Genomic DNA, 15,355 nt, shown 5'->3' on the forward strand with positions numbered 1-15,355 from the left:
ATTTTACCTTGCCTTTATTCCTAACATTCCCATAATATAGTATATTTTTTGTTTAATTCCGTTTTCCCCAACTACTTTTAATTTGTTATAATAAACCTTTACTTCACTTTTCATTCCGTATTCATTTGCCAATCGGAGATAAAAACGATTAAAGTGTACAAATACTTTTCGAGTGTATATATTCTGATCATTGACATCACATATATTCTTTACAAGATCATATAATGTATTTTCATGTTCTTGAAATCTTCGGATTGTTTTTTCATAATTATTATTATCTTTATTAGAATGACTGTTTTTATGTAGAATATACTTATATAATGTTTTATCAATGTATCCAATTTTTTTTTCGTGATATGCTACTGGCAATAAAATCTGATAATTCTGCCCAATTCGGCTCTCATTTATATGTCTACTTGGCACATACTTAAAAAATATATCTGTTCTCATAATATAGATACCCGGACAAAATACAACATTTTTACTGAATAATAAATCTTCAAAAAAATTATCTTTTTCAGGTTTAATTCTTTGTAAACGCTTTATAACATTTCCACTCTCATCTACATAATCAGCCCAAGACATTGCCAATGGAATATCTGGATGTTGTTCCATGTATTTCACCTTTTCGCTAATATTGTTTCGATACAATTCGTCATCTGAATCTGGCCAAATAAAGTATTTTCCTTGAATATATGGAAAGCCCAAATTCATAGCCTTTGCTTGTCCACCATTCTCCTGCTTTAAATACACAAAACGAATGTTTCTTTCTTCGAATTTCTCCTTATACTTATAGACAATATTTTCAGTTCTATCAGTTGAGCCATCATTAATAAAAATCACTTCATAATTTTCATAATCCTGTTCCAAAATTGAGATAAAAAATGCATCTAAATATTTTTCAGAATTATATGACGGAGTAATAATACTCACTAACGGTTCCACTTTAACACCTCCACTCAAATCTAAAACTTCCATTTAATAGTTCTTTTACTGACCATATAAGAAGAATCCGCTACTTTTATATTTGAAACCAACAGGATAATAATAATCAAAACAATTAGCTGGCATGGATAATATAATGTATTTCCAGTAAAACTATAAACTCCAAACAAAATAATCCAATAAATCAAAAGTATATTCCAAAAAACAGGCTTTTCTTTAACTGCAGATATTATCTTAAACAGCATCAAGATAATAAGTAATGTCATTAATAGAAAACCAACGATTCCAGTTTCTGCCAAAAGCTGAATGTATACATTGTGTGCCTGATAATTCCAACGTTCTCCATAATATCGAAATCCTCGATAAAAGGCATAATCATTAAACGATACAAATCCTTTTCCAAACAATGGGTTTTGCCGAAACATTTCCATTGCATAATTCCAAAACACTTCTCTACCCGAAAGTACGTCTCCTTCACTATTCACAATGCGATTGATGATTAAAGACGCACCAGGAACCAGTACATATGCACCTATAATGAATATTGTAATTCCTAAACCAACACCTGCCAATTTTATAAATTTATTGTTTTTGGAAAAAAGTATAACATAAATTAGCAAAACTGCTATTGGTATAATAAAAAGCGTCCTTTTTCCCGTCATCATTAGCGCTACCATTACAATAAGACTCTGAATAATATATTTATGTGATTTATGACAGATATATTCTGCAAAAATCATCCCTAGTCCTAAATTGCAGATAAATGCCGCATATGCCTTTTCAAAAGCGAGACCTGCGATTGCTCCGCCTGATGTAAGCGCACGCATAGTTTCATCTCCGAATGACGCAAATCTAAACAATCTATGAAAAATATCCGGCGATGCCGCTTCTAAAAACATAGAAAAAATAAATATCCAAAATAAAGCCCTGAAGATTTTCAATAAATAGCGATAAAATATTTCTGAAAACCTAAAAAGGACAATACTTATGCCCGAAATAAAGTATATACTATAATCTATAGATCCATCAGAGCTAGAAAACCAAATGCAACCGAGAAGTAGAATTAAAACAAATGCAACATATAGACCTATAAACTTATTCATTTTTACTGTATAATCTTTTTTTGAAACGAACAACACAAAACACAAAACGATTATGAAGAGCGATAGGTGTTTTGTGTACATCATCAACTTGTTATTGGTAGAAAAAATAACCAGATTAATAAGTAAAGCAATTATTATTTCTAATGTTTTAGTACCAGTTAAATTAGAATGACCTTCCATCTTCATTCAAAACCCTCTCAAAATACTGATTTGTTTTTATATATTGTTTTCTGATCTGATCATCGGCAAAATTAAAATCTCTACTAACATTTAATCTACAATCCTCTAATGTTTTCACCTTACATTCATCTAACCCTGTTAAACATAACAAAGATTCGACTCTATCATTAGGCTTAAAATCTTTTTGTAATGCTTCCACATAAAAATCTTTATGAAAAATAACAGAGAAGGCTGTTCCATGGAATGAATTAGTCACAACATAGTCAGCATATTTTATATATCCCAAAAACTCTTCTACTGATGCCGAATACACTCCTTTTATATCCGGAGTTTTCATTTGATCTACTACATCAAAATTCAACGCCACAATTTTTCTGCCCGTTAATTTAGATAATTTTCTTGCAAAGTCAAAAATCAAATTCGAAGTATTCAATTTGTAAATTAATATATAATTCTTAAGTTTAGGTTTCTTTGCAAGTTTTTCCCATTCTTCTGCGGTCAATAAAAAGACTGGATCCACAGATAATTCCGAATCTTTTCCGGTTAGTTTTTTTACAATCTGTTGTCCTGCATTTTCACGGATAGATAATTCAGAAAAAGTTGATAGCAAACTTTTATAATCATTTACATAGCTGTCTGGAATCTCCTTCATGCCAAACGAAGCAGCATAGGAAAGTTTGTTATCACAATTTTTTACAAATTGTAAAAAATATGTTTTATCGAAATCTGTACATGCAAAATTGAAAACCTGATCGCTTCCTGTTATAAACTTATCGTAGCGAAGATTCGCCTTATCTATATTAACCTTATCATAAACTTCTGTACTTATTCGGACATTTTGATCCAAAAATCTGTAAAATTCTCTTTTTTTCTTATATGTGTTTTTTAAATTCAACATTCCTCTAATAATCTGTTTTACAGACTTGTCCTTTATTGTGAATGTTTTATAAAAATTTTCCATATGTTCACATCGATAATCTATAACCTCTGCATCATAGTTAGAAACATTTAAAAATTTCTGTAATGCATATGTTTGCAAAACTGCCCCATAATTAATTGCTCTGTGAAACGTAATAATTCCTATTCTCATAAATATCCCTCTATAAATCAATTTATTTTAGATAGTATCTCAAAAACTCGTATCAATTTCCATTTAAGCGAATAATATACAACAATATTTTTCAAATTTGTCGGCTGATATAAGTCAATAACACTCATTATCTCCTGATCATTCAAAAGTATTCTATAAAAGTCTTTAGCATTTCTCGTTTTAGAAATCTTATTTATATTGAATCTCAAGGTAAAAAAAGTCCGATTAATTATTCTTCGTTTCAAATTATAGTCTTTCAAAACATCTCCAAACAGTATGCAAACTTCATTATATAAATTTACAATTCTTTTTAAGACGGATACATCAATTCGATGCGTAAACGAAGTGTCATTAACACGGTATAAATATACAGCTTCAGTGCAAAAGGCTATTTTTTTAGCATGTGTCATAAACATCAGCTTAAATAACAAATCTTCAGAATAAACATCTCGTTCGGAAAAAAATTGTATACCCTCATTTTCAATTATATCTCTTTTGAAAATGCTATCCCATATCGCAATACATCCAGAGTATCCATCTTTCTCTTCGTAAGAAATCATATCAGCCATTGCAGCCTTAATCTCTTTGCAGCCAATTAAAACTTTATCATTTAGTGGATGTTCCTTTATGATCTTTCCATCATGCATATCAACTATTCTACAAGAAACCATATCTGCATTTGTTTCAATCGCTCTTTGATACAGTTTTTCAAGCATATTCTCCTTATACTGATCATCCGAATCTAAGAATGCAATATATTCACCTGTAGATTTTTTTATACCAAAATTTCTTTCTAAACCTTGCCCCACATTTTTATTAGTATATAATTGAATCCTATTATCTCTTTTTTTATATTTTTCACATATCAGAAAAGAATTATCTGTTGAACCATCATCGATTAATAATAGTTCAATATCTCGCAGCGTTTGATTCAATACGGACTCAATACATTGCTCCAGATAAAGTTCCGCATTATATATTGGTACAATTACACTAATTTTTGGTCTCATTCATCATTCCCCATCCACTATCACAAATTCTAGTTTCTTTTAATATCATCATATTCTTCTTTTTAATTTGATTCTGGTATCAAATAATTATTTTGTATTCTTCTCGTCACTTGATGTAATTAAATAATCATAAAAGTTATGTCCGTGTTTAATATCAGCATCTAATTTATATGTCAACTTATGAATACCTGTAAGTTTTTTGATCCAATTCCATTTCTCTTCTGAATAATCATCGGCTAAAACCTTAACAAGATACTCGCTATAATCACTGTTCATATATGGAATTGCTTTCTCAACTTCCGGATTGCTCTTCACCACCAAAGTGATAATCAAATTCGGCAGCAGATACTCAATTACATGTTCGTTTTTGAGCCAATATGCGAAAGCAACATTTCTTATCTCTCGAATTGTTTTGTTTCCCTTTTTTGCATGAAGAAACCATGCAGGATATAGCACAGGGTTATCTATCAGCAACAACGAATTTCGAACTGCAAAAAAGTCGCTATTTAAAATCATATCTGGAATCGGATCTGTAAGATATACCGTTGAATCAATCCATGTTCCACCATAATGCTCCAATAATGCAAATCTCATCAGATCCGCATATCCAGCCATCGGAATCTGGCCAGCATCCTTTTTCTTTTCAATGTAATCTGGCAATCGAATGTAATCTGCAAGATTTTGATCGTTCAGCAAAATGATTTTTTGATTGGAACGTTTACATACAGATTCATAGCATTTCTGAACAATGATCGGTGCCTGTTCAATACCTTTGTTCCAATAAATCCAGATCGGATTCTCCACATCATTTTTGGGAAAGCTAAGCCCCTGAACATCTGTGTCTTTATACTTTAAATATGGTTTTATCTTGGATGAAGCATGTTCCTGCCACAATACCTTCCGCACCTCATAATCCTTTACGAAATGCAGTTTTACAAACATAAATGCCCCTCGTTTGACGGCATTCACAATTCCATATCTTTGAATAAAGCCTTTCATGCCAATATTTTGATAGTAGTCATTCAGCATAATAATTTAATTGTCTCCCTTTATCTTGCAGAAACTACTATTCAAAAAGCTCATAGATTCCGCACCAGATAATGGTAAACTGTTTCCTCCTTATCAATTGATGGTTCTAATTTATAGGTTAGTTTATGTATCCCAGTAAGCCGCTTAATCCAATTAAACTCTTCCTCTGTAAATTTATCTCCTAATACTCTAACCAGATATTCGCTGTAGTCACTATTCAAATAAGGCATCTTTCTCTCAACCTCTGGTGATGACCTCATTATTTGTGTGATTACAATATTTGAAAAGAGATATTCTGGTACATGATTATTTCGTTCCCAGTAGGCAAATAGAACATTACGAATCTCACAAATCGTTCTATTATGTCGCTTAGCGTGAATAAACCAGACCGGATACAATACGGGATTATCAATTTCGCCGAGTGAATTATGAAACACAAAAAAATCACTATTTAATATTTCCTGTGGGATTTCATCTGTTAGCAGTATTGTTGCATCCATCCATGTCCCACCATAATGCTCCAATAATGCTACACGCATCAAATCTGTATAAATCGCCAATGGAAGGACTCCGCTTTTTAATTTCTCATTCAGATAATCCGGCATATTTATATAGTTCTGCACATTTTTTTCCGTAAGCAAAACAACTTGTCTGCCGGCATATTTTTTTATAGATTGATAGCAAGTCTTCACTATCTCAGGTGCCTGCTCCAACCCTGTATTCCAAAATAACCAAATAGGCTCATCCACTTGGTTTTCTGGGAATGTCAGCTTTTCAGGAACGGTATCTCTGAACCTCAAATATTTTTTGCAAACCGCTGTGCCCCCCCCCGATTGCCAAAGCAGTTTTCTCAGCTCATAATCCTTGACAATATGAAGTGGGTTACGAAGAAATTTGTTCCACATTCTTTTCTCCTCGATAAATTTTCATCAGTTTTATATAGTAGCTCTCTGTCGTTTCATATTTCACCTGACTACAATTCTTTGTATATCTTTCCAATACGTCTTGTGTTTGAAGAACTTTCTTTATCGCCTTCATCAGATCTTCCACATTACCTGCTTCAAACAATTCTCCGGTTTTACCCGGCTCAATCAATTCGGGGATGCCTCCCATTTTAGATCCAACAACAGGCGTACCCAAAAGTACAGACTCCATAACGGAGTACGGGCAGTTCTCATACCACTCAGACGGGCAGACACTGATTGCAGCCTCAGCAATAATGCGATAAAGTTCTTCTCCTGTCTTAAATCTCAGATACTTCACATTTGGAATATCCTTCATTTTATCAGCCGACGGACCATAGCCAATAAACACAAATTCGGTATTGTGCATCTTCTTGGCTACTTCAAGCAAAGTATCCGTTCCTTTGTCTCGCGAAAGATGGCCAAACTCTAATACATAACCCTTTTTTTGAATGTTATCCAAGTGCGGCATCTCTTTTTTGAAATTATGCAACCCGATGGTTTTATCACGGAATCTTTTCTGCGTGTCCAACTTTGATTTAAGGAAAAAGCTGCAGCAAATATAGGCATCTACATACGAGTATGCCTTACTATATTTCCACATATATCCATCCAACGTTCCGAGCAAACTCTTTGCTCTGGAATTTTTTAGACATTTAGTTTGAAAGCAATGAATATAATGACCATCCAAACATAATTCACAAGGCTTCATGTTTACATCAAACATTCCATGGCTGGGGCAAACGAGCTGATAGTCATGTGTCGTGTAAACAATCTTACATTCTTTCTTTGTTTCTTTGCGCCATTTGTTAATTTCCAGAATAATAGAAGGGGTCAGATGATACTGTATATTATTGAGATGCACTACATCTGGCTGAAAATCATCTAAAACTGCACGAATTTTTTTACGTGCTTCTCTTGAATAGATAATGCGAAAAGGTGCATTTAAATTTGCCTTTATTCCTTGAGAAAAATCCATATTCGTTACATATGAACCGATTCGATTTCCTACTGTATTTTTTTCATTTTCAAGACCAAAGTACTGGACTTCGTGCCCATGTTCTTCTAACATTTTTCCTACATCGAATGTATACGTTTCCGCTCCACCCTTGGGAAATATAAATTTATTTACAAGTAAAATCCGCATATCCTAACTTCCTTTTCTGTGAGTTTGCTTTATTTCATATCTCCTGTTCAGATAAAAAATAGCAGAAATATTTATCAACAAATTTTTTCATCATTTTCTATATAACTTCATCGTTTTCTTTACAACTTCATCCCAGTTATATTTCTTGCAGATAAAGTCAGCTGCCTGGTTCTTCATTTTCATAACCATTTCTGGATGGTCACAAGCATCTTGCAGTTTTTCTTGCAAGTCCTCTACATCCGACTTTTTGAAAATCAACGCCTTATCTTCCACGACCTCTGCACACTCTGGAATGTCGGAAACCAAACAGCAATTTCCGTAACTCATTGCCTCTAATAAACTAAGCGGCATTCCTTCCAGATCACTCGGCAAAGTATATACATAAGCATTACTATAAAGTTCATCTAACTCTTTTCCTTGAACAAACCCAGTAAAAATAATTCTTGAATCATCCCTTGCCAGTTCTTTTAATTCTTTTGTAAATTCATCTGTATCTGAACTTCCACCAGCAATAACCAGTTTTTTCTCAGTATCTACCTGCTTAAAGGCTTTTATCAAATATCTAAGCCCTTTTTCTGGAACCAGTCTGCCCAAAAAGAGGATGTAGCTATCTTTTTCTAAACCAAATTTATTCTTAATAATTTCAGCATTTCGGATGATTGGTCTGTTTACACCATTAGGTATAAAACGTGTTTCTCTCCCATATGTATCAAGGAAATATTCCTGAACCCCTTCACTTAACACAATAATTTCGTCAGCAAATTTAACCGCACATTTTTCTCCCAACATAATATATGTACTGGCTAATTTACCCCATTTTGCTCTCTGATGATCTAATCCATGCACCGTAGCTATACATCGCTTTCCGAATAATTTTGGCAACCATAACATTGCACACGGCCCTTCTGCATGAAAATGTACCACATCATATTTTCCAAATGCTGCTGCCACCGCTGCAAAAAAGGAAGCACTCATTGCTGCTAATCCTTTTTTATCTATTGTCGGTACATATTTCATTCGGATTCCTTTATATTCTTTTAACTTCTTTCCATCAAATTCTTTACCACTTACATGATGTCCGCTACGGTTATATACTGTTATTTTATGTCCCAGTTTTGCCATACGAACTGTTAATTCTTCAACTACAATTTCAATTCCACCTTGGCGACTCGGAATTGTCTTATGTCCAAGAACTGCAATTTTAAGTGGAGAATTATTATTTTTCCTTTTATTCATAACTTCCTCTTTTAAATGCAATCTTTATATTTATCCTTTCGCAGCCTATTCCCTCTATAAAATAAGCTACTTGTAGGATTTACATTGAGCCATCTTTCTTAAAGACTACCAATATCGTTTTAAACAATATTTTTATATCGAGCCCAATGTTCCAGTTTGTGATATACTCTTTGTCAAGACGAACCACTTCTTCAAAATCAGTAATGTCGCTACGTCCGCTGACCTGCCACATACCGGTTATTCCCGGCTTAATTGCCAATCTTGCACGATGGTGCAGCTCATACAAATTTGTTTCAGAAATAAGGGGTGGGCGAGTACCTATAATCGACATATCGCCTCTCAGCACATTGTAGAATTGCGGAAATTCATCCAGACTTGTCCTGCGGATAAAATCACCTACACCTGTCTTATGGCTTCCATCAGGCAATACTTTATTTCCAATAACGCGAGGATCAAAGTCCAGTTTAAACATCTTTCCATCGCCCAGTTTATTATCTTTCATCAGCTCTGCTTTCCGCTCTTCTGCATCCATATACATACTACGGAATTTGTACATCTTAAACTTCTTACCATTTTTCCCTACTCGTTCCTGTGAGAAGAAAATTGGTCCCGGTGACTGCATATAAATTATCGGGGCTACAAACAAGAAAATAACACCTGTCAGTATACACCCTGCTAATCCCCCCGCAATATCCATACAGCGTTTTGCGCAAAGCTGTTTTGCAGATGAATAATTTAAGCTTGTCGTAAGTACTGTATAATCTCCAATTTTCTCGATAAATTGTCTTTTACCAGGTTCATTGGTGATTTTAGCAAGGTTCAGATGAATTGTTACTCCTGTCTCTCCCAGTTCTTCCATCAGCTCTTTAGGGTAACCATAATTTGGCGACAGAACAACGAATACTTCGTCAATCCATTCTTTACATACATATTCTGGTGCTGTACTCCTATTTGCTACCACAGTAACACCACCAAAAGAGTTCCCAACCATATTCTCATCTATAATCGCTAATCCTGCAATGTGAAATCTTGCATAATTATGTTCTTCCATGTTCGAAACAACTTTTTCCGCAGCTTCTTTTGTTGTAATAATCAGCAGTGAACGATTATCGCTGTCTTTCATTTTTTTATACAATGCATATTTACGGATTTCTCTGACTATGTATGTCAGGAAAAAATAAAGGATCATATTAAGAATCAGTGCAAGTCGTGAATACTTCTGCCCTTGTTGCAATAAAAATAGATACGATATCGCTACTGCACCTAACATAATTGTATTCTGGAACGTTGCCAGAAACTCTCTGTAATGTCCTCTTTTCAATACACTTTTTAGAGTTCCGCACGCAAAAAGCACAACTATATCTGCAAACTCAATAAATATTGCCATGTTTCGATAAATCAAAAGATTATATGGGAAGAATCCATACCCACTTATTCCATACGCCAACACAAATGCAACTTGCAGGCAAAGCATGTCCAACACTAAAAAGTCAAAATGCTTCAGCCAACCCTCACTATCTTTCCTGTACATAACTCATTCCTCTTACTTATTTCTTTATTTCTTTTTCCTTAATTATAAATAACTCTATTTCCCTAAAGAGTCCATCCGCGTATATGTAGTTTTGGTCTTGCCTATATCATTTCTTTGATGTATGGAGTAAACTAGTATTTCTTACGATGTAGCTTAAGACTTGTGTTAATATAACTCATACCGACATTGTCGTTTAGATTGTACTCTGTTTTCTTCAAAAGAGCAACTAATACATAAAGGTCCCTCCCCGCATTTTTCTGGCACCTTAGCGAGGAGGGCTTATATTTCAGTCTACTTTTCGATACCTTCGTTATGCATTAGCCTTACAGTTTATGTATGATAGCACTTTACTGTATGATAGTCAACTGTCGTATTCTTTTTCATTCATTGATTTAATCTATATATCATATAGATTTTATATATTATTTGCACAGTTCTTCTGCCATTGCTTCAATCTGTGCTTCGTTCTCTTCGCTCATGGAAGACATGATGCTGACAGTTGTGTCAACCCATGTTAAGTCCTTGCTCTTCTCGAAAAGTCCGCGGATTACTTTACCTGCTGTAATCGCCCAGGAACCATTTTCAATAATACCCATCGTACGGTTCTGGTAACCGCGCTCAGTCAGGGCTTCGATAAATGTTCTCATGAACGGGAAGATATCTCCATTGTATGTTGTAGTTGCAAGCACTAATTTACCATGACGGAATGCGTCTTCGACTGCCTCTGCCATGTCTTCTCTTGCCAGATCGCAGAGTACGACTTTCGGGCAGCCTTTGGCTTCCAGTGCAGACGCGAGTGTCTCGGCTGCTTTCTTTGTGTTTCCATATACGGATGTGTATGCGATCATGACACCTTCGGTCTCTACACCGTAAGAAGACCATGTCTTGTACTGTCCGATGTAATGCTCCAGATTCTCTTTAAGGATCGGACCGTGCAGTGCACAGATTGTCTGAATATCCAGACCTTCGGCTGCTTTTAAGAGATTCTCTGCCTGCTTGCCGTATTTACCAACGATTCCGAAATAATAGCGGCGAGCTTCACAGTCCCAATCTTCTTCTACGTCCAGGGCGCCGAATTTACCAAATGCGTCTGCGGAAAAGAGGACTTTATCTGTACTGTCATATGTGACCATAACTTCCGGCCAGTGTACCATCGGTGCGAAGACAAATGTCAGCTCATGTTTACCGAGTGACAGTGTCTCCTGATTCTTGACTTCAACTTTCTTGTCTCCAAGGTCCATTCCGCGGAAGAAGTTGCTCATCATCTGGAATGCTTTAGCATTTGCTACGACTTTGGCTTCTGGATATTTCTCAGTGAATTTTGCGATATTCGCGGAGTGATCCGGCTCCATGTGCTGCACGATCAGGTAATCCGGTGCCGCGCCGCCCAGTGCTGTGTCGATGTTGCCAAGCCATTCTTCTGCAAAGTTAGCGTCTACGGTGTCCATGACAGCTGTTTTCTCGTCTTTGATCACGTATGAGTTGTATGCCATGCCGTTTGGCACGATGTATTGACCCTCGAACAGGTCGATGTCGTGGTCGTTCACTCCCACGTAGATAATGTCGTCTGTGATTTTCATTGCTAAGATCTCCCTTCTGGTGATTTGCTTTGTTTGCTCTTTTTTACTCTGTTGGTAGTATAACGCATTCGGAGTGGAGTGGCAATAGGGAAGTGAGATGTATAAAGAGCAGATTTCTCACTGACGATCAACGAGATCAGATGCGGCAGATGGTTTGTTTCTATTACGTAGTCCTGTTGCTCATACAGCCGGTTGGATACGATGACTTCGCATGGATTTTCCTGTGCATCGATTGTTTTCTGCTGTAATCCAATATACACTTCGCTAAAATTCATCGGTGTCGGATTCCTTCTACCAGAATCCCCCAAAGGTCTTTGATCTGAATACTTTTATATAGGAAGAGACTGATAAATAATGCATAAAATACGGAGATGACTGCTGACTCTGTAGGGGATGCCACACCGGTATAAATACATCCGCGGATAACAAGATAAGTTCCACGGTATGATTGACAACTTTAAACATTGCTTTTTCTCTTCGCGGGAATGCTGCAACGAATTGTTCGATTTTTATCGAAATACATCGTTTTGTACAGTAACTGACGCTCAAGAAACCTGCTAATTACTCTAATCATTTACTTTTTTCAGCTGACACCCTGCTGTAATTACATACCTTCTGTCAGTTCTATTACAGACTCTTGTGCAGTAACTCCAGTACAGTCTTCAGGTCTTCTACTCCCATCTGTCCCGGTGCAGATGCTTTTCCTGCTGCACCGAATGTCAGTGCTGAACCGAACACTTCACCGCAGAGACGGCTGATTACGCCAGTTCCTGCCATAGACATGGTGATGATCGGACGATCTGCATGCTCTTCTGACATTTCTCTTGTTGCTGATAACAGTGTCAGTACATCTTTTTTATTCTGCGGCATCACTGCAATCTTCGGAATATCTGCCCCCAGTTCCTGCATTTTGCAGAGACGGGATACAATCTCTTCCTGCGCCGGTGTCTTGTGGAAGTCATGATTGGATGCAACTACTTTCACACCTGTGGCATGCGCAGTTTCGATGATCTGTTTTACAGCCGTCTCTCCGGTAAATGCTTCTACATCTACAAGATCTACCTGTCCGCTCTTTGCTGCTCTTTCATTTAACGCCACGTAAACATCTGTCTCAATTGCTTTTTCTCCACCTTCTTTTGCGGTACGGAAGGTAAATAACAGTGCAGTCTCTCCGATTACATTTCTCAATTCTTTTGCAGTCTCTTCTACCTGGTCGAAATCGAAGACATTTTCATACCAGTCTACACGCCACTCGATGACGTCTGCTCCGATTGTGCAAATATTTTTTCCTGCTTCCAGGATCTCTTCTTTTGTTACTCCGACGATCGGAACACAGATCTTCGGTGTTCCTTCGCCAATGGTTATATTTCTTACTTTTACTGGATTCATGTATTTTGTTCCTCCTGTTCTCCGATAACTGCTGCTTCTTTTGTGTACACATTACCTGTTTTATTTTTCAGTACGTGCTAATAGTTTACCATATCTCAGATTGACAAACAAAGCCAAAACCACACCGATCACAGTGATTACAACATTCATTAAAATAACGGCTGTCGCGCTCATTTTCGCAGCGGCACTTAAGATCGTGTAGTTACAGAGGCTGGATGCGATCATGACAAGGCTGGTGATCGTTCCTTTAATAGGAAGGAAGCCGTCTGCACAATCTCTCGAGACTGCAGGCAGCTTTCCTGCTTTTGCATTTTGTTCTGATTGATTGGTCTTTTTTTCACACATCTCTTTACCTTCCTTTCTATTCGTGTTATATTCAATGTTGATTAATCAACATTGAGGTGTTTTTATGGATGATCGTTTTGAAAAATTAACAACAAATGTTGCGCAGATTCATAAGAGTATTCAGAAAATCAAGAAGATCTATATGCAGTCACAGGGACTTAAGAGTACTCATGTCATGTGTCTTTACTATCTGTCTGATCATCCGGACGGCTTAACTGCTGCCGGATTATGTGAACTATGCAAAGAGGATAAAGCCGGTATTTCCCGCATCTTAAGTGATCTGGAGAACCGGAACTTCATTGCTTATGAAGCGACCGGAGCAACGCACCGATACCGTTCCCGTGCCCATCTGACAGATGCCGGAATGGCATGTGCCAGAGAAATGCGCTCCTTTATTTCCCATGCGTTAGAAGAAGCAAGCAAAGATATTGCCGAACCGCAGCGGAAGATTTTTTATAAGACATTATTTACCATAGCTGATAACCTGGAGCATTTAAGCAAGGAACTCTGTAAATAAGAATCATTTTTATTAAGCAAAAGCTTTCCAGAAAGCAAACTGCAGCTGGAATACTATTTTTTAAGAAAGGATACACTCATGCATACTTTAAGAAAAATTTACTGCCGTACATTTCAGACGGTATTTAAGATTGCACTTCCCTTTCTCCCGTACCGCACGCCGGAGATTGTCCCAAGTGTGAAGAAACTCCCGGAGATCATCCGGGCAAATGGCTCTTCCCGCGTCCTCATTATTACGGATGCCGGGATCCGCTCTCTCGGATTGACGAAAAGATTGGAAAATGCCTTAACAGCGGCAGATATTCCATACACAATCTACGACAAAACAGTTGCCAATCCAACAACAACCAACGTACAGGAAGCACTGGCTCTCTACAAAAAGAATAACTGTGATGCCCTGATCGGATTTGGCGGTGGCTCCAGTATGGACTGCGCCAAAGCTGTCGGTGCCCGCATTGCAAAGCCGAAGCAGTCACTTGCGAAGATGAAAGGAATCCTGAAAGTACATAAGAAACTTCCACTCTTGATTGCTGTTCCAACAACAGCCGGAACCGGAAGTGAGACAACGCTTGCCGCTGTCATTGTAGATGCACAGACTCGTTACAAATATGCGATCAACGATTTTCCTCTGATTCCTCGCTATGCGGTTCTTGATCCGAAAGTCACCTTGAGTCTTCCGCCATTTATCACTGCAACAACCGGTATGGATGCGCTGACACACGCGGTTGAAGCATTTATCGGGAACTCAACTACTTACGCAACACGGAAAGATGCGCTTATGGCTGTACAGCTTATTTTTGAAAATCTGGATACAGCTTACCACGATGGTAAGAATGTAAATGCAAGAAGAAATATGCTTCACGCCTCTTACTATGCCGGCTGTGCATTTACCAAATCCTACGTCGGTTACGTTCATGCAGTCGCTCACTCGCTGGGAGGTCAGTATAATGTGCCGCATGGACTTGCCAATGCGATCCTGCTTCCTCATGTTCTGGAAGAATACGGAGAATCCATTCACAAAAAACTGAAAAAACTTGCCATTGCAGCCGGTATTGCAACAAAAGAGACTCCTGCCCCACAGGCTGCCGCTGCATTTATTGATGCGATCAAAGAAATGAAACGGACTTTTGGAATCGGCAATACAGTTGCCGAAATTCAGGAAACAGATATTCCAAAACTTGCCCACTATGCGGACAAAGAGGCGAATCCGCTCTATCCCGTTCCGGTCCTGATGAATGCAAAAGAACTGGAAAAATTCTATTATATGCTCATGCCAGAGGAGGACTGAAATT

At 37.1% G+C, this 15,355-nt stretch carries 14 protein-coding genes and 3 pseudogenes; 2 read left to right on the top strand and 15 right to left on the bottom strand.

Annotated elements, in window-relative coordinates:
* Positions 1-3 precede the first annotated feature (3 nt).
* From DWY31_RS03280 to DWY31_RS03350, 15 genes and pseudogenes are all read right to left on the bottom strand, one after another.
* Positions 4-978 carry a glycosyltransferase family A protein gene (locus DWY31_RS03280; protein WP_207722419.1) on the bottom strand — a complete coding sequence of 325 codons (975 nt, stop codon included), beginning with the start codon at positions 976-978 and terminating at the stop codon, positions 4-6.
* Positions 966-2,234 carry an O-antigen ligase family protein gene (locus DWY31_RS03285; RefSeq protein ID WP_118519521.1) on the bottom strand — a complete coding sequence of 423 codons (1,269 nt, stop codon included), beginning with the start codon at positions 2,232-2,234 and terminating at the stop codon, positions 966-968. Before DWY31_RS03285 ends, DWY31_RS03280 begins: the two co-directional genes overlap by 13 nt.
* Positions 2,212-3,318, bottom strand: a complete 1,107-nt coding sequence (locus DWY31_RS03290) for a polysaccharide pyruvyl transferase family protein (protein ID WP_118519522.1) — start codon at positions 3,316-3,318, stop codon at positions 2,212-2,214. The genes DWY31_RS03285 and DWY31_RS03290 overlap by 23 nt, the downstream gene beginning before the upstream one ends.
* Positions 3,319-3,335: 17 nt before the next feature.
* Positions 3,336-4,328: a glycosyltransferase family 2 protein gene (locus DWY31_RS03295; RefSeq protein ID WP_118519523.1), complete on the bottom strand. Its 993-nt coding sequence runs from the start codon at positions 4,326-4,328 to the stop codon at positions 3,336-3,338.
* Positions 4,329-4,415: 87 nt separating this feature from the next.
* Positions 4,416-5,357 carry a capsular polysaccharide synthesis protein gene (locus DWY31_RS03300; protein WP_118519524.1) on the bottom strand — a complete coding sequence of 314 codons (942 nt, stop codon included), beginning with the start codon at positions 5,355-5,357 and terminating at the stop codon, positions 4,416-4,418.
* A gap of 50 nt (positions 5,358-5,407) precedes the next feature.
* Positions 5,408-6,262 carry a capsular polysaccharide synthesis protein gene (locus tag DWY31_RS03305; protein WP_118519525.1) on the bottom strand — a complete coding sequence of 285 codons (855 nt, stop codon included), beginning with the start codon at positions 6,260-6,262 and terminating at the stop codon, positions 5,408-5,410.
* Complete coding sequence (locus DWY31_RS03310) at positions 6,240-7,466, bottom strand: glycosyltransferase (RefSeq protein ID WP_118519526.1); 1,227 nt, start codon at positions 7,464-7,466, stop codon at positions 6,240-6,242. The genes DWY31_RS03305 and DWY31_RS03310 overlap by 23 nt, the downstream gene beginning before the upstream one ends.
* 90 nt (positions 7,467-7,556) lie before the next feature.
* Positions 7,557-8,702, bottom strand: a complete 1,146-nt coding sequence (locus DWY31_RS03315) for a glycosyltransferase family 4 protein (protein ID WP_118519527.1) — start codon at positions 8,700-8,702, stop codon at positions 7,557-7,559.
* A gap of 79 nt (positions 8,703-8,781) precedes the next feature.
* On the bottom strand, positions 8,782-10,233 hold the full coding sequence (locus tag DWY31_RS03320) for a sugar transferase (RefSeq protein ID WP_118519528.1): 1,452 nt from the start codon (positions 10,231-10,233) through the stop codon (positions 8,782-8,784).
* A gap of 422 nt (positions 10,234-10,655) precedes the next feature.
* A complete protein-coding gene (locus DWY31_RS03325; protein ID WP_118519529.1) occupies positions 10,656-11,813 on the bottom strand; it encodes an FprA family A-type flavoprotein in 1,158 nt (385 codons plus the stop codon).
* 113 nt (positions 11,814-11,926) lie between these two features.
* Positions 11,927-12,100: pseudogene (locus tag DWY31_RS14430) on the bottom strand (TRAP transporter substrate-binding protein); the annotation flags it as partial.
* A pseudogene (locus DWY31_RS14435) lies at positions 12,094-12,243 on the bottom strand (TRAP transporter large permease subunit); the annotation flags it as partial. The pseudogenes DWY31_RS14430 and DWY31_RS14435, both read right to left, overlap by 7 nt.
* Positions 12,240-12,371 (bottom strand): annotated as a pseudogene (locus DWY31_RS14440) (TRAP transporter small permease); the annotation flags it as partial. The pseudogenes DWY31_RS14440 and DWY31_RS14435, both read right to left, overlap by 4 nt.
* 69 nt (positions 12,372-12,440) lie before the next feature.
* A complete protein-coding gene (gene aroD / locus DWY31_RS03345; protein ID WP_117536855.1) occupies positions 12,441-13,202 on the bottom strand; it encodes a type I 3-dehydroquinate dehydratase in 762 nt (253 codons plus the stop codon).
* A 60-nt stretch (positions 13,203-13,262) separates the two neighbouring features.
* Positions 13,263-13,547, bottom strand: a complete 285-nt coding sequence (locus DWY31_RS03350) for a hypothetical protein (RefSeq protein ID WP_330422599.1) — start codon at positions 13,545-13,547, stop codon at positions 13,263-13,265.
* 64 nt (positions 13,548-13,611) lie between these two features.
* Here DWY31_RS03350 and DWY31_RS03355 point away from each other — a divergent pair, with 64 nt between their 5' ends.
* Together DWY31_RS03355 and DWY31_RS03360 are read left to right on the top strand one after the other, a co-directional pair.
* Entirely contained in the window at positions 13,612-14,064 is a 453-nt protein-coding gene (locus DWY31_RS03355) for a MarR family winged helix-turn-helix transcriptional regulator (RefSeq protein ID WP_118519531.1), read from the top strand.
* Between the two features lie 78 nt (positions 14,065-14,142).
* Positions 14,143-15,351 (top strand): iron-containing alcohol dehydrogenase, encoded by a 1,209-nt coding sequence (locus DWY31_RS03360; RefSeq protein WP_021860362.1) that lies wholly within the window; start codon positions 14,143-14,145, stop codon positions 15,349-15,351.
* The last annotated feature ends 4 nt before the right edge of the window (positions 15,352-15,355 follow it).

Origin of the sequence: Dorea sp. AF24-7LB, from assembly GCF_003478575.1 — a bacterium.
GTDB lineage: Bacteria > Bacillota > Clostridia > Lachnospirales > Lachnospiraceae > Dorea_D > Dorea_D hominis.